This is a genomic window from Pseudoclavibacter soli DSM 23366 (assembly GCF_000423505.1).
In the GTDB taxonomy this organism is placed as follows: Bacteria; Actinomycetota; Actinomycetes; order Actinomycetales; family Microbacteriaceae; genus Pseudoclavibacter_A; species Pseudoclavibacter_A soli.
The window spans coordinates 172,806-187,945 of the sequence record NZ_KE384027.1 but is presented as its reverse complement, the minus strand read 5'-3'; the positions used below and the strand labels follow the sequence as shown (position 1 = coordinate 187,945).

Sequence of the window (15,140 nt, the reverse complement as noted above, 5' to 3'; positions counted from 1 at the left end):
TGCATGCCGATGAGTGCGGCCGGTGCCGCATTGGGAACACAGGGCCCTGGAGCAACAGCGCATATTGGCCGCGTCACGCCCATCCGTCTGGCAATTGCCTGCGGGCTTTCCACTCTTCGACGGGGCACGTAGCGTTTGAGACCCGCTATTCGAGCTGTCGTTAGTGCTGAGAGTCCAGCATCCAATACAGCCGGGGCATGACGTTCAAGCTCAGAGTAGAGTCTGTGAACAGGAGACCCCCCATGTGCGGAACGAGTCACGTCATCTGATGCCGTATCAGGAGTCAGTAAGATATATCGGATGTTCCGATCTCGCACTGGAATATTTCCAGCGTAGAGGCGTGGTGTGAAATCCGTGCGGTGTGGGGCGATACCAGAGGCGTCAAATTCGCCTAATGCTACAAGCCCCTCAACGTTAACTCCATCGAGTGTGGATGTATCCGTAAGTCGCGGGTATTGGTTCTCGCCTCCAACATAAACCCGATAGTGCAGACGCCTGCCCGGGTTGATGAGCGAATGATAGGTCACAGCGCCCGCCAACAGGGTTCGTTGGCGCAGGCTCAGACGCGCAAGGGCCGAGTCATAGCCTTCCGGAGTCTCTACGCGGAAAATCTTCAACATAAGTGCACCGTTTTCTAGGCCTGCGTGAACCATTCACGTACGATATTGTCAAACCGGCTCAACGCAGAGGCGATAGCCATGTGCATGTCCAAGTACTGATAGGTGCCGAGGCGCCCACCGAAGAGCACCTGCGGTTCTTGATCCGCAAGCTCGCGGTAGCCCTTCAGCTTGTCGCGATCCTCGGGGGTGTTCACCGGGTAGTACGGCTCGTCGCTGCCCCCAGCAAAACGTGAATACTCACGCATGATTAGGGTTTTCTCGGTCTGGTAATCGCGTTCCGGATGGAAATGACGGAACTCATGAATTCGGGTATACGGCACGTTCTCGTCGGAGTAGTTCATCACCGAGGTGCCCTGGAAGTCGCCCGTCGGCTTGACCTCTGTCTCGAAGTCTAAGGTGCGCCACGAAAGTGAGCCGAGCCTGTGGTCGAAGTACTTGTCGAGCGGACCGGTGTACACAATCGGCACTTTGCCGAGCAGAGCCGTTTTGTTCAACGGCTGCGACTCATCAAAGAAATCGGTATTGAGCTTGACCTCGATGTTTGGATGCTCGGCCATCTTCTGCAGCCACGGAGTATAGCCGTCGACAGGCAGGCCCTCATACTTGTCACGGAAGTAGTGATTGTCATAGGTGTATCGAACCGGCAGACGGTTGATGATGTCTGGGCTGAGCTTCTTGGGGTCAGTCTGCCACTGCTTCGCGGTATACCCCTTGATAAAGGCTTCATACAGCGGCCGCCCGATGAGCGAGATCGCCTTCTCTTCAAGGTTTTCAGGCTCTTTGCCACCGAGCTCTGCAGCCTGCTCTGCCACCAGTGCCCGCGCCTCGTCGGGAGTGTATGCAGCGTTGAAGAACTGGTTGATCGTTCCGAGGTTGATCGGCAGAGGGTAGACAACGCCGTTGTAATTGGCATACACGCGGTGCTGGTAATCGGTGAACGAGGTGAACTTGTTCACGTACTCCCACACAGTCTCATTTGAGGTATGGAACAGATGCGCACCGTACTTGTGGTACTCGATGCCCGTCTCGGGGTCGATCTCGCTGTACGCATTGCCACCGATGTGACTACGTCGCTCGATGATGGTGACCTTCAGGCCGAGCTGGGTTGCGGCGCGCTCGGCGATGGTGAGGCCGAAGAACCCTGAGCCGACGATAAGCAGATCCACTGCGAAACTCCTAAAGTATTGTGGCAGGTGGCAGGCGCATGGAACATGCGATACCGCGTGTCCACTTTACCAAGGGATGATATTGACTTTCGACGAAGCAGCCGCCCACTGGCTTCTCACAGCCAGTGCACGAGCAATCAGATGACAAAGAAACAGACTGCAATGCGCTTCTTGCTCGTGGGCGCCGTCAACACCGTCATTGATTTTGGCTCGCTGTTCCTCCTCGTCTCTCTCGGGTCTCAACCCCTAGTCGCGAACACCATCTCGACCGGGGTGGCATTCACGTTCAGCTTCTTCGCAAATCGTCGATATACATTTCAGGCAGCCAGCGGTTCAGTGGCGCGCCAGATGACCTTGTTTATCATGGTTACCTTGTTTGGCCTCTGGGCGATTCAGCCGGTCGTCATCTGGCTGATCTCTCCGCTGATCACGGCCGCCTTCCACGGAGGACTGTCCACTTCCTGGGTGCTACTTATGGCTAAGGCTGCGGCCACGGCCATCACACTCATCTGGAACTACGTGCTCTACGCGAAGGTCGTCTTTCGGCCATGAATGTACCCTCCGGTACACTTGGTCGGTCATGTCTTCCCCCAAGTACCGCAACGATATCCAAGGCCTGCGCGCCCTCGCCGCGCTGCTGGTGGCCGTTTACCACATCTGGTTCCACCGGGTGTCGGGTGCCGTCGACCTGTTTTTCTTCATCTCCGCCTACTTCATGACGACGTCGCTGTTGCGTCGCCTGCCTTCTGGCGGTTGGGCAACGACAGTGCGCTTCTGGAAGGGGCTTGCCAAACGCCTGCTGCCGCAGGCATGGGCGGTGCTGCTGGTAGTTGCCGGAGTGAGCTACGTGATCACTCCGATGACGTGGTGGCGGCAGATGCTACAGGAGGTCACAGCATCCGCCACCTTCACGGTGAACTGGGTGCTCGCAGCCAACGGCACCGACTACCTGCACGCCGGCGACGTGGTCAGCCCTGTGCAGCACTACTGGGCCATGGCGGTACAGATGCAGATGTATCTGGTCTGGCCGCTGGTACTTTGGCTGGCCGCGGCGGTCGGCCAGCGCATCCATGCGAAGATCACCACATCGATCGGCACTGTACTGGGCCTGCTGTTGGTGGCCTCGCTCGCCTACTCAGTGATCACGACGGCAACCAATCAACCCGTCGCCTACTTCGACACCTTTGCTCGAGCGTGGGAGTTCGCTGCGGGCGGGCTCTTCGCGATTCTGCTGCCGCATCTGCGCCCCTCACGCCTGCTGCGGGTCACTGCCGGCTGGGTGGGCGTCATCGGACTGCTGGGTTTCGGCATGGTGTTCGATGTCTCGAACAGTTTTCCGGGCGCGATCGCAGCCGTGCCGCTGGCTTTCGCAGCGTTGATCTTCATCGCCGGCACTGACGGCAAGGATGGGCTCGACGCCGTCGCAGATCGTTTCGGCGTGGGCCGCTGGCTCTCGAGTCGACCGCTGACGTGGTTGGGCGGCATCAGCTACGGCATCTACCTGTGGCACTGGCCGATCATGACCCTCTGGCTTGCGCGAAATGGCGCCGAGCAGCTGAGTTTCACGCAGGGGCTGTTCGCCATTGAGCTGTCGATTCTTCTCGCTTGGGGCACGACGCGATTCGTGGAACAGCCGATTCGCGCATCCACTGCGGTGCGACCGTCTGCGGGTGCCGTCGCCACCAGGAAGCAGGCGCATCAGAAGCTGCCCTGGCGACAGCGAGCCCACCCGGTGCTGCGGCTGAGCGCTCTTGCCACGGTGCTGGCCCTGGCATTGGGTAGCTGGTATGCCAATGTGTATCGCCTGACGGCTCGAGCTGCGTCCACCTCGAACCCGGGCGCGGCTGTGCTGGCCGCAGATTATGACGGGCCGCTCCTGTTTTCCAAGTTCACTCCATCATTTGCTGCACTGGATAAGCAGTGGCCGCAGTGGTCTCCTACCGATTGCCGTGAAGTTGATACTTACGGTGAGGACGTGCGTGTTTGTGAGTACACTCCTGCCGACGATGTCACCCCCGACACAGCTCAGAGCCCGAGAGTCATGGTAGTCGGCAGCTCTCACACTGACACTTGGACCACGCTGCTCTATAGGTTGGCCGTTCAGCAAGGATTCAATCTCCAAGTGATCGTCGGCCCTGGTTGCGACCTTTGGGCGAATGACGCTGAGCAGCCCGACTTACTCGGAACGACTCAGGACTATTGCGAAGCGCAGAATCAGGTCGCTTGGGACATGATTCAGACTGAACCGCCAAGCGTGTTATTCACCACAGGAAATCGGTCAGTACCTGACTCACCTGAAACCCTCTTCGATGCCCGGTTCATCACCCGTGCGCAACAAGTTACAGTGGCAAATGTGCCCGTAATCGCCTTGCGCGACAATCCGCGTTTCGGGGTTTCGCCGTCAACTTGCCTAGCCGCTGAAACAGACTCAGAGCATGCCGTCGAGAACTGCTCGATCCCACGCGATCAAGTTCTCGATTCAAGGAGCTTGGCAGAGCTGCTCCCGTCCGAACTTCAGGAAGATCCCTTGGTGATTCCTTTGGACCTCTCAGATCTATTCTGCTCAGATATGGTCTGCCCCCCTGCCATCGGTGGCGTGCTGGTCTATCTTGATGGCAATCATCCAACTCGGGAGTACGTCGAGACGATGGCGCCACAGTTCGACGAACGGTTCATGGCTGCTTTCCGCCAGGCGCTGGGAGAAGACGGCGCGCTCGAGGCGCAGAGCGTGCAGAGCGAGAGCTGAGGGCGAGCCACTCAACAACGGTGGCTGATCATAATGCCGAGCAGCGCACGAAATTTGCAGTCATACGTATCGGGTCAATACACCCGCCTGCTGGCAGAATTCGATCGAGCCCCCGCCACGTCTCATCCGGCCCATCCAGATTTACCACATGGGCGCCGGTGAGCACTCCCATACTCACAGTCAACCCCCACGGGACAGCTACAGATTCGTCAGTGGTCGAGAGTTCGACAGCTTCAGCCCGCTGGGTATCCAGCGAATATCCGGGGGCGAGTTGCCCATCAACATACCCACTCACCTGAACCACTAGCCCGAGCAACAGGCTTGCAAGCGTGACCCGTGACACATAGCGAAGCTTCCCTCGTCCGGCTTCTTCTGACAAAAGCGTACAGGCGCCTGCGACTAAGACGGGAGTGAACGCAATGACACCGATCGCTGGATGTCGTACCCACACCGGAGTCGAAGTAGAGCTGACCCACCACCCCACATAAGTTAGCCATGCCAGCGCCGCAACAAGGAGAGTTACCGTTCTGGAGCCAAGTCTGCGCCCGCGTCTTATCCAAAGCCATACGCATACCCCCATCACCAAGAAAGGCAACGCGATAGCCAGTATCTCAGGCAAAAACCACGCCTGGAAGAAAGTGGCGAGTTTGTTCAGAGGGGAGGAGCCGTAGTCGTACCCGTGAAGCAAGAAACTTCCGAAATCACGCAAATGCTCATATCGGAATCGCCACCAGCCAAGACTGATAAACACCCATGCCTCGTAGACGAAAGATGGCAGGGCTACGAACACGGCCGCTTTGAAAAGGCGCCCCGAACGCTCACGCAGCTTGACAGGCCCCTGCAATAACACACCCACTGCAAATGCTGGCAGAGCCAATACTGAGATGAACTTCGCCTGGATCGCCAGACCGACGAGCAGACCTGCCAGCCACGGCTTCCGGTCAAGCCAAATCAACGCCCACACCAGCAACGCTGCTGCTGGGAACTCACCCAGTACGTCGGCAGGACCTTGGATGGGAGAAATCGTGAGCCAGGTGTTGAACGTCAGCGGGGTGAGTGCCGCCAACAAGCCGACCCAGCTGATACCGGGCTGCCGCTCGGCCTCGCCAGACCGATGCAGCCTGGCGCCCAGAACGTAGAGCCCCATCGCGAGCAACACCGCATATAGCGCCACCACGATGCGCGCTGCCAGCACCAGATCAACACCAATCCCGCCCAGGAGAGCCGCTGGGAGAAGCACCACAGGCCCGGTGGAGATACGAACGTCAAAGGGCGCGAGTTCGTTGCCGCTCAGCACGCCATCGCTCGTGTACCCGAGCCCTTCAGCCATGTTACGGACAACGGTGAGATTGAACGCTTCATCTTCCCAGACCATGTGTACAAAGACGCTCTGGTAGAGCACGAGCCCCCAGACCCCGACCACTATGGCGCCAATGAAAGCTGAAAGTACAGCCGTGAGATACGGTCGCTGCGTTCTCACAGGAGTCTCGACCTTCGTGGTCATCAAGCGAATTCCCGTTTCGAAGCCTTGCCACCAGATGGCGTGTTGCGTAGGGCATGACGCGTTCGACGCGTGCTGCCCGGGCGCAAAGAAACACACCAGACTTCTGCGATTGCGTTGCGCACAAACGTGCGAAGACGTTTTGGAGGCAGAAGAGGCACGCGCTGGCCACCCCAAGTACTGCCCTGAGACACGCCACCACGACGAGGGATCGACCGGACAGCCAGCGCTCCTCTTCTCAAATGCGCGCGCTGCTCCGCGATGGAAAAGTGCACATGGGGAACGAGCGCCGTCTCGGGCACGAGATCAATCAGTGCACGCGCCAATGGCGGGCGGTAGACACGCAAAGGGGTGTTGACATCTGGTACGCGACCTCCCGCCACGACTGCGACCACCGACCCGAGAGCCGAAGTGAGCATCCGCCGATACCAGGGCTCGTCACGGTGGGTGCGAACTCCGTGGATCACGTCAGCGCCTAAACTCACCGCAGCACGTACTGTTCGCCAGACGTCAACCCCTGTGAACTGACCATCTCCATCAACAAATACCAACCAATCTGGCTCGCTCGCTAATCCTTCACGGTATGCCCGCAGCGCCGTAGGGCCATGGCCTTGGTTGTTCGAGGAGTGCAATACGCCCACATCAGGGTGGTCAGCGGCGTAGGCGTCAAGGACCTCAGGCATAGCATCAGTTGAATGGTCATCGACCACGATGATGCGGAGTGAGTCTGCTGCGGTCAACGGGCTTGTCACCAAGAGCTCGTCGAGGAATTCGACAATGCCACTTTCTTCGTTGTACGCCGGCATCACGAGTGCAATTCTCACAGGCCGCTTCCCTCTCCCACATTGTCGGGTCTCTGCCGACACCGCGACAAGTCTAGGCTGAACAGTGATGATCTCTGAATTTGCCGCAGCTGCACCTGATACCCAGACCGATAGGCATGGTCGGCTATACGAACTCGCAGTAACTTCCGGAAAGTTCCTCTCAGTCGGAGCGCTCAGCACATTGATCGAGATTGTGTTGTTCAACGCATTCGTGTGGCTCGGCTGGTCCTTGGTGTGGGCAAAGGTTGGCGCAGTGACTCTCTCAACAGTTAATGCATACTTCGGCAATCGCCTCTGGGCGTTCAAAGGCGCTCGCAGAAGGGCGCCAGCGAACGAGGCGATCTCCTTTCTTCTGGTGAACGGAGCTTGCCTCGGTCTCGGTGTGCTCCTGCTCTGGGTCGGTGTGCACGCGGTCTCACTGATACTTGGGCGCTCAGCTGGACCGTTCGCCGTCAACATCGTGAACCTAGCATCGATCGGGTTCACGACAGTGGTTCGGTTCGCCCTCTATCGATGGTGGGTGTTCGGTGCCAAGGTAAGCGGGTAACGAACCCCATCGTGACACCCGCTCGAATGTCCTGCAGACCCTGCTGGGTGTCGCCGGGGAACATGTCAATCATTGCCGTTGCCAACGAGCTCCTAGACGCGCATTTACGAGACACGAAATGGGAGTGACGCAATGGCTCTCACCTACCAATAGGATCTTCAGAAGCACCTACTCACCCCGGAAGACCCTGCGGAAATCGATGAGCATAAGCAGCGCTACTCTCCGAGCCCCGCACGTATCACCTGCGCGAGTTACGGCAAGTTGCCGGGCTCACCCTGGCCGAGCTCGCCGAGTGCATCGGAGTTGGACAGCGGCAAATCTCCAAGATCGAGAACGGAGATCTTGACAGCGCAAGAATCGGTACAGTCTCGCAGATACCTTGAGGCAGTCGGCGGTCTTTCCGTAGATTATGTGATCGGCGAGCAGCACACGGAACTGGACTGAGCGCCCAGCCCGGCACTACCATTCAGCGCGTGCGCTCGGCGACCTCCACGCGTGGCCGCACTGCGACATCCGTGATTTGTGCGCGGGGGCTCGCGTCGACCACGAACCGCACCGCCTCGGCGATCTGCTCGGTATCGATGTAGTGCTCGGGCACGTACTGTGCGCCCGAAGCCGCCACGAGACCGCGCAGCATCTCGGTGTCGGTCTGCCCCGGGCTCACCGTTGACACGCGCACGCCCGCGTTCGCCTCTTCTTTACGCAACGAATCGGCCAGCCCGCGCAGCGCATGCTTCGACGCCGCGTAGATCACGTTGCCCGGCTGCGGGTTCGACCCAGCGCCAGAGTTGATGAACACGACGATGCCCTCGGCCGCGCGCAAGCCCGAAAGCAGGGCACGGGTCAGCAGCGCCGGCGCGAACACGTTGAGCTCGAACTCGCGCTGCCAGTCGTCGACCGACCCCGACTCGACGCTGCGCGCGTCAGCCACCGCAGCGGCGTGCACCAGCACGTCGACCCGCGCGAGATCGGCGGCGAGCCGGGCGTATGAGGCGGGTACGCCATCCACCGGGCTGCCGCTGGTGTCGAGATCAGCGAGGTCGATGCGCACGCTGTGCGCGCCGGTAGATGCGGCGAGAGCAGCCAGCCCCTGCTCGTTGCGCCCGAGCGCGTAGACGTCGTGATCTCGCGCGAGGTCGGCCACGATGCGGCGCCCCATGCCGCCGGTCGCGCCTGTGACAACGGCGACGGGGCGCGGGGTTGAAGGTGCTGCTGCTGCGTTGGTGGATGTTGATTGGTGTGACATGGGATCCTCTCGGTGCGGGCATGAACAGCGTAGCCGCGGTGGGTGGGCTGTGGTGGGCGCGGGAGGCGTACCGTCGTGCCCAGTGATCGGCGCTGCGGGCGGCGCGGACACAGTGAACGCCCACGGTTTCCCGCGAAATCTCGCGGCCCGCACCGGCACCGCCCCCGGCACCACGCGCGATCACTGGGCAGGAAGGTACACCGCCTCGCGACGCCGGCAGTACGGCGCCCAGCGCAACACTCCACATGAAAAGCATTCGCATGAGACGTGGTACGCATGTACTCCACATAGACCCATATGTGTCATATATGACACATATGTACCATTATTGGATACACTGACTCCGTGGATCTCAACACGCCTCTTCAATCGCTGCTGCTGCGCCCCGACCCGGCTCGTGCGTTGACAGCCATAGCTAATGTCGACTACGCCATGACCGGCAGACAGATCGCGCGAGTCATTCATGTCTCTCCAACGCAGACCGCGCGAGCGCTGCAGCTCTTGACACACATCGGCCTAATTACCCGCAAACCGGCAGGTAATGCCTACCTCTACGCCATCAACGATGAACATCTGCTCTGGCCGGCAATTCAGGCGGCACTGTCGACACCCGAGCAGCTGCATCAACGAATTCGCGATTTCGTGACGAGCTCTGCGCTGCCTAGAGCATCCGTGATTTTGTATGGGTCGACTGCGCGCGGCGATGCGACCGATGTGAGCGACATCGACTTAGTGCTCATCTGCCCCGAAGATGCCCCTGCTGACGCGCGCGATGCGCTCGCCAGCAGCCTGTCGAGCGCAGTGACCCGATGGACGGGCAATCCGGCCCAGGTATACGAGCTGGATGTGTCCACACTGCGGCAGAAGGCGGCAGCGACAGACCCCATCGTGACGTCATGGCTGCGCGACGGTGTGACTCTCGTTGGTCAATCTGTGCCCGAGCATCTGGAGGCGTGAATGTTCGCACGCCGAGGTCATCTCAACGAGGCACAGCTGAGAGAGCGGGCCGACCGCGCTCGCGAGTTCTTGGCATTCGCCGACCTTCACGTGAGCGGCGAGACCAGCGCCCAGCGGGCGACATCGGTGAGCAATGCCGTGCTGGCAGCGATCGCCGCAAGCGATGTCATCTGCATGTGCCGGCTCGGAGAATATGCACGGGGCGACGATCATCGTGAGGCGATCGCTCTGCTCAAGGCGGCGCTGCCAGGGCAAGCTCCCGTAGCGGCAGGGTTCAGCCGACTAATCGAGGCCAAGAGCCTTGCGCAGTACGGGCACGGCCAAGTGAGTCTGAGTGAAACTGCCGCGCATCTCAAGCGCGCGCAACGCGTCGTCGACAGCATGGAAGACGTGCTGCGCCGCCACTGACGCACGAAGGAGGCGTACCGTCGTGCCCAGTGATCGGCGCTGGGGCGGCGCGGGCACAGTGAACGCCCACGGTTTCCCGCGAGATCTCGCGGCCAGCACCAGCGCCGCCCCAGCACCACACGCGATCACTGGGCAGGAAGGGACACGCCCTATCGCACCCGCGCGTACCGATGCTCGGGACGGCCAGCCTGGCCGTACTGCAGCTGCACCTGCACCAGCCCGTCGGCAGCCAGCGCCGTCAGGTAGCGCTGCGCCGTCGAGCGCGACACCCCGACGAGCTCGGCGATCTGCTGCGCCGAGGCCGGCTCGGCCTGCTCATCGAGGGCGGCGACCACGGCGCGCTCGGTCTCGGATCGCGACCTCACCACCACATCTCCGCTGTGCATGATGCGCAGAGCACGCTCGACCGCCTCCTGATCGACCTGAGCGCCCTGGGCCAGCACCGACCGGTACCGCGCGTACGCCTGCAGGCGCGCCGTCAGCACCGGCCGTGCAAACGGCTTGATCAGCACCGCGAGCGCCCCGCTGCGGATCACCCGGCGCACGGTGTCGGCGTCATCGGCGGCACTGAGCACGAAGGCGTCGACGTCGACATCGCGCAGCAGGGCGGCGCCGCTGACGTCGGGCAGGTACAGATCGAGCAGCAGCAGGTCAGGATGCTCGGCGCGAATCGCCTCGACGGCCGCCCGCGCGCTGTGCACAGGTGGCAGTGCCACGAACCCGTCGACCGCATCAACGTACTGCGCATGCAGGGCCGCGACGCGGAAGTCGTCGTCGACGATAAGCACTCGCAGGTCGGTCATGATCGTTCCTCGCCTTCTGATGCCGCGGCAGCGTCGCCGCGCTCGGTGAGCCTGGGCGTGCCGACGACCGCGCCCTGTGCGGCAGCCGCGGCATCGACCAGCCCGGGCAGTCGCGCGCAGAAGACGGCGCCGGCCCCGGGTGCCCGCCGCGTCGCCACCCACACGTCGCCGCCGAGTCGGCGCGCGATGTCGCGGCTGAGCGGCAGCCCGATGCCGCGGCCGTGTGCGTTCTCGAGCAGGGCGGCTGCGGCGGGTGCACCAGCCGACCCCGACCCACCGGCCCCGACCTGCGCGCACATCGGATCGGTCGTGCGCAGCTGCTGAGTGTGGGTGGTGAACGGGTCGAGGTCGTCATCCATGCCGAACCCGGAGTCGGCTACCACCAGCACGCACTCGTCGCCGTCGTTCATGATCTCGATCTCGACCCACGGGTCGTCGCCGCGCTGCGCCGCCGCACGTACGCCGTTGTCGATCAGGTTGCCGAGCACGGTGGCCACGGTCTCGGCGTCGCGCAGTCTGCCGCCCAGCGCGGTCTCGGTGCCGACCGTCAGCGCCACGCCGGCCTCGGATGCCTGCGCCCCCTTGGCCCCCACGAACGCCTGCAGATACGGGTCGGTGATGCGGTCCAGGTGGCGCACAGGAAAGCGCAGTGGCCCCCGCTCAAGCAGCCGCGCGAGGTAGCCGCGCGCCTCGTCGGTCTGGCCCACCTCGAGCAGCCCGTGCACCGCATGCAGCCGGTTCGCGAACTCGTGCCGCTGCGCGCGCAGGGCCTGGCTCATCGCATCCACCGCCTGCAGCCGGTCGGTCAGCTGCAGCACATCGGTCTTGTCGCGCAGCACGATGACACAGCCCACCCGACGGCCGTCGCGATCGACCGGCCGGGCATCGGCAAGCACCACACGGTCTGCGACCACCGCCTCGAGCGCGCGGCCCCGCCGGTCGTCGAGCGTGGCGCGCACCGCGGCGTGCAGGGCGTCGGGCGCCGCGATCTCGGCGAACAGGCGTCCGATCAGTGCGCCGTCGCCGATCAGGCGGGCCGCGGCGTCGTTTGCCACGGTGACCCTGCCGCTCATGTCGACGCCGATCACACCCTCGTCGACGCTGCCGAGCACGGCCTCCTGGTTCTGTGCGAACGCGACGAAATCCTCGGGCCGGGCGCCGAGCGTCAGCCTGCGCAGGCGTCGCCAGATGATCACGGACGCGACCACGGCGAGCGCCACGGTGCCCGAGGTCGCCAGCAGCACCGGCCAGAGCACAGTGGGCAGCCCCGACCAGATGGATGTGCGCGACAGCCCCACGCTCACCTCGCCGATGACCTGCCCACCGTCGTCGTTCCACACCGGCACCTTGGCGCGTGACGAGTCGCCCAGCGTGCCGGTCTCCTCGGTGACCACCTCCTGGCCGGCGAGCACCTGACTCATGTCGGTGCTCACCTGGCGGCCGATCTCATCGGGGTTGGGATGCGACAGGCGATACCCGTCAGCATCTGCAACCACCACGAACAGCGCCCCAGTACGCGCACGAATCTGATCGGCCACTGCGGCGATCGAGGCGACTCGAGCATCCGTCATGTCACGCCCGCCGGCGTTGGACGCGGCCACCGCCTCCCTCACCTGCGGGTCGCTGGCCACGGTGCGCGCGATCGCGAGGGTCTGCGCGTCTGCTGCGGCGAGGTGCTGCTGCCAGATGAGCCAGCTGCAGGATGCCGACAGCAACGCGGCCACACCCAGCATGGTGAGCAGCTGCAGGATGATGATCTGCCCGGTGAAGGAGCGACGTCGGGCCATGCGACTCCTTTTCGATCGGGGGCTCGTGGAGCGGGTGCGCACCAGCATACCCATCTGGAGCGCATTGGGGCGTGCGTCGGCAGGCGCCGCCGCGATGCGCGGCAGGGGTGAAGAATGCGTGGAATGTGCGGCAGGCTACGCAGGATTGACAGGGCTGGAAGCGGAGACGCATACTTAATCTCACGCTGGCCCCGAGGGGATCCAGAAGTGAAAGCCGGACGCCCTGTGATGCATAGGGCCCGGCTTTCGCGCTGCCGGGGGTCAGATCTCGATCTCGGTCACGATCGTCTGGTCACGAAGGGCAGACCAGTGATCATCACGACCACGCAGGTGGTCACCGTAAGCACCCAGCACCTGATCAGGCACCCAGAGTTCCGGCGCATCCTGCCCCGACCGATGTTCGATGTCAAAGCCGCCTTTCTTTGTCCTCTGCCGATATCTCAAGAAGAGTGCTCTGTCTCGCTTGTCCTGCTGCGCAGTTCGGGATTCCAGAATGAGCCGATCGAGCCCGTCATACCCGTCAAGCTCACGAAACAGCGCCGCCAGGCACTTCCGGCGCGCTCTTTCTTCAGCAACGTGCTCCAGCGGCGTGGTGACGAGCACGAGCTGCATGGAGCGCAGGCGGGCAATGGCTTCAATAGACCTCTCCCTCTCGGCTGAGCGAAGATCGCGCCAGTGCAGTTTCGGCAGGGCGGAAGGCTTCACCGCTCTGAGCCTCTCGGCGATGTCACTTGAATACTCGTCTTGAATGAACACGCCGATCAGGTAGCGATACGCTCCTGACTCAGAGTCTCTGCGTACGCTTTCGTCTCCCCAGGCGCGACAGCTCATAGGGGCAAATCGTAGCAGCGCGCTCATGTCTTCACGCGACGCGCGGCAGGGGTGAAGAATGCGGCGAATGTGCGGCAGGGGTGAGGCTGCGTCACCCCCACCGGACCTTTTCACCCCCACCGCACATCGCCCCCGAGAGCGCCTGCCCCTCCCCGCACCCCGAGAGCGCCTGTCCACCCCATGCACACAATGCACACAATCGGTTTATCGCGGCATTCCCGCAGCAATGCGCGCAATCGCGCGCGGACACACAAGCCAGTCGTACCGTTGCCGGGCGTGTCTCGCCCCATTCTTCCCCCCTGGGGCGAGGCGCGCCTCTGGCTGAGACGCACTGACAAAGGAGTCACAATGCTCGTCATACTCGGATTCGGCATGGTGCTGGTGTTCATGGTGCTCATCATGACCAAGCGCCTGTCGCCGGCGGTCGCCCTGATCACCGTGCCGACTGTCTTCGCGCTGTTCACCGGCATCGGCTGGGGCCTGGGCGATGCGATCACCCCGGCGCTGAAGAGCCTCGCGCCGACCATGGCCCTGCTGAGCTTCGCGATCGTCTACTTCGGCACCATGCTCGACGTGGGGCTGTTCGACCCGCTGGTGCGCGGCATCACCAGGGTGTGCGGCACCGATCCGGTGAAGATCGTGGTCGGCACCGCCGTGCTCGCCACAGTCGTCTCACTCGACGGCGACGGCTCCACCACGTTCATCGTGGTGACCTCGGCACTGCTGCCGATCTACCTGAAGATGGGGCTGAGCCCCGTGGTGCTCACTTGCGTGGCGGGCCTGGCCAACGGCACCATGAACATCATCCCGTGGGGCGGGCCGACCGTGCGCGCCGCCGCCGCGCTGCAGGTCAGCGCCACCGACGTGTTCGTGCCGATGCTGCCCTCACTCGGCGCAGGCCTGGTCGTGATGCTGGCGTTCGCCTGGCATCTCGGCGTGCTCGAGCGGCGCCGCCTTACCAAGGTGGGCGGCGGTGAGCCGTCGGTCAACACCAGCGTGCTCACCACGGTCTCGCAAGACAGCCTCGTCTCAGGGATGCTCGATCCGCAGCGCGAAACCCTGCGCCCACGTCTCTTCTGGTTCAACGCGGTGCTCACCGTCGTGGTGCTGGTGCTGCTGGTCGTCGACGTGCTGCCGCTGTACTACGTGTTCATGCTCGGCACGGCGCTGGCGCTGATCGTGAACTTCCCGCGACCTGCCGCACAACTCAAGCAGCTGACCGCCCATGCCTCGAGCGTGCTCGCCGTGGTGTCGATGGTGATGGCCGCTGCAGTGCTCATCGGTGTGCTCGACGGCACCGGCATGGTCGATGCGATGTCGTCGTGGCTGGTGTCGGTCATCCCAGCGTCGATGGGTCCGTACCTTGCCGTGATCACCGGTGTGCTGAGCATCCCGATGACCTTCTTCATCAGCAATGACGCCTTCTACTACGGCATGCTGCCGGTGCTCGCCCAGAGCGCACAGGGGTTCGGCATCGAGCCGGTCGAGATGGCGCGGGCCTCGATCATCGGGCAGCCGTTTCACCTGCAGTCGCCGCTGGTGCCGGCCATTCTGCTGCTGGTGACGCTGGCCAAGGTCGACCTCGGCGACCACCACCGCAAGGTGCTGTGGCGCGCCGCCGTGGTGTCGCTCGTGATGCTCGCGGTGGGCATCGTGGTCGGCGTGATTCCCTGGGGGTAGGGGCGGGCGCGGCGCCGCCCCAGC

14 protein-coding genes are annotated in these 15,140 nt (G+C 62.8%); 7 read left to right on the top strand and 7 right to left on the bottom strand.

Annotated features, from left to right (window positions below):
• Positions 1–634: 634 nt before the first annotated feature.
• Entirely contained in the window at positions 635–1,786 is a 1,152-nt protein-coding gene (gene glf / locus G557_RS0108415) for a UDP-galactopyranose mutase (RefSeq protein ID WP_028245693.1), read from the bottom strand.
• A 141-nt stretch (positions 1,787–1,927) separates the two neighbouring features.
• Here glf and G557_RS0108410 point away from each other — a divergent pair, with 141 nt between their 5' ends.
• Together G557_RS0108410 and G557_RS0108405 are read left to right on the top strand one after the other, a co-directional pair.
• The gene (locus G557_RS0108410; RefSeq protein ID WP_028245692.1) at positions 1,928–2,338 is read left to right on the top strand and encodes a GtrA family protein; all 411 of its coding nucleotides are present in this window, start codon (positions 1,928–1,930) and stop codon (positions 2,336–2,338) included.
• A gap of 28 nt (positions 2,339–2,366) precedes the next feature.
• Positions 2,367–4,532, top strand: coding sequence for an acyltransferase family protein (locus G557_RS0108405; protein ID WP_028245691.1), 2,166 nt, complete (start codon positions 2,367–2,369; stop codon positions 4,530–4,532).
• A 28-nt stretch (positions 4,533–4,560) separates the two neighbouring features.
• Here the strand turns inward: G557_RS0108405 and G557_RS0108400 are convergent, their stop codons facing one another.
• Positions 4,561–6,036 carry a hypothetical protein gene (locus G557_RS0108400; RefSeq protein ID WP_084627090.1) on the bottom strand — a complete coding sequence of 492 codons (1,476 nt, stop codon included), beginning with the start codon at positions 6,034–6,036 and terminating at the stop codon, positions 4,561–4,563.
• Positions 6,036–6,842: a glycosyltransferase family 2 protein gene (locus tag G557_RS13780; RefSeq protein ID WP_211220537.1), complete on the bottom strand. Its 807-nt coding sequence runs from the start codon at positions 6,840–6,842 to the stop codon at positions 6,036–6,038. Before G557_RS13780 ends, G557_RS0108400 begins: the two co-directional genes overlap by 1 nt.
• Before the next feature lie 82 nt (positions 6,843–6,924).
• Here G557_RS13780 and G557_RS13475 point away from each other — a divergent pair, with 82 nt between their 5' ends.
• The gene (locus G557_RS13475; protein ID WP_051224904.1) at positions 6,925–7,404 is read left to right on the top strand and encodes a GtrA family protein; all 480 of its coding nucleotides are present in this window, start codon (positions 6,925–6,927) and stop codon (positions 7,402–7,404) included.
• A gap of 242 nt (positions 7,405–7,646) precedes the next feature.
• Positions 7,647–7,787 carry a helix-turn-helix domain-containing protein gene (locus G557_RS14395; RefSeq protein WP_342662190.1) on the top strand — a complete coding sequence of 47 codons (141 nt, stop codon included), beginning with the start codon at positions 7,647–7,649 and terminating at the stop codon, positions 7,785–7,787.
• 83 nt (positions 7,788–7,870) lie between these two features.
• On the opposite strand, the gene G557_RS0108385 is transcribed toward G557_RS14395, so the two are convergent.
• On the bottom strand, positions 7,871–8,650 hold the full coding sequence (locus tag G557_RS0108385) for an SDR family oxidoreductase (RefSeq protein WP_028245689.1): 780 nt from the start codon (positions 8,648–8,650) through the stop codon (positions 7,871–7,873).
• A 345-nt stretch (positions 8,651–8,995) separates the two neighbouring features.
• On the opposite strand from G557_RS0108385, the gene G557_RS0108380 reads away from it, so the two are divergent.
• Positions 8,996–9,607, top strand: a complete 612-nt coding sequence (locus G557_RS0108380; protein WP_028245688.1) for a nucleotidyltransferase domain-containing protein — start codon at positions 8,996–8,998, stop codon at positions 9,605–9,607.
• Positions 9,608–10,015, top strand: coding sequence for a hypothetical protein (locus G557_RS12555; protein WP_036961960.1), 408 nt, complete (start codon positions 9,608–9,610; stop codon positions 10,013–10,015).
• Between the two features lie 149 nt (positions 10,016–10,164).
• Here G557_RS12555 and G557_RS0108370 read toward each other — a convergent pair whose 3' ends face one another.
• The 3 genes from G557_RS0108370 to G557_RS13470 form a co-directional block, all read right to left on the bottom strand.
• Positions 10,165–10,821, bottom strand: coding sequence for a response regulator (locus tag G557_RS0108370; protein ID WP_156877164.1), 657 nt, complete (start codon positions 10,819–10,821; stop codon positions 10,165–10,167).
• Positions 10,815–12,605: a sensor histidine kinase gene (locus tag G557_RS12550; RefSeq protein ID WP_051224902.1), complete on the bottom strand. Its 1,791-nt coding sequence runs from the start codon at positions 12,603–12,605 to the stop codon at positions 10,815–10,817. The genes G557_RS0108370 and G557_RS12550 overlap by 7 nt, the downstream gene beginning before the upstream one ends.
• A gap of 261 nt (positions 12,606–12,866) precedes the next feature.
• Positions 12,867–13,361 (bottom strand): hypothetical protein, encoded by a 495-nt coding sequence (locus G557_RS13470; RefSeq protein ID WP_211220536.1) that lies wholly within the window; start codon positions 13,359–13,361, stop codon positions 12,867–12,869.
• A gap of 423 nt (positions 13,362–13,784) precedes the next feature.
• Here G557_RS13470 and G557_RS0108355 point away from each other — a divergent pair, with 423 nt between their 5' ends.
• Positions 13,785–15,116, top strand: a complete 1,332-nt coding sequence (locus G557_RS0108355) for a CitMHS family transporter (protein WP_028245686.1) — start codon at positions 13,785–13,787, stop codon at positions 15,114–15,116.
• Positions 15,117–15,140 lie beyond the last annotated feature (24 nt).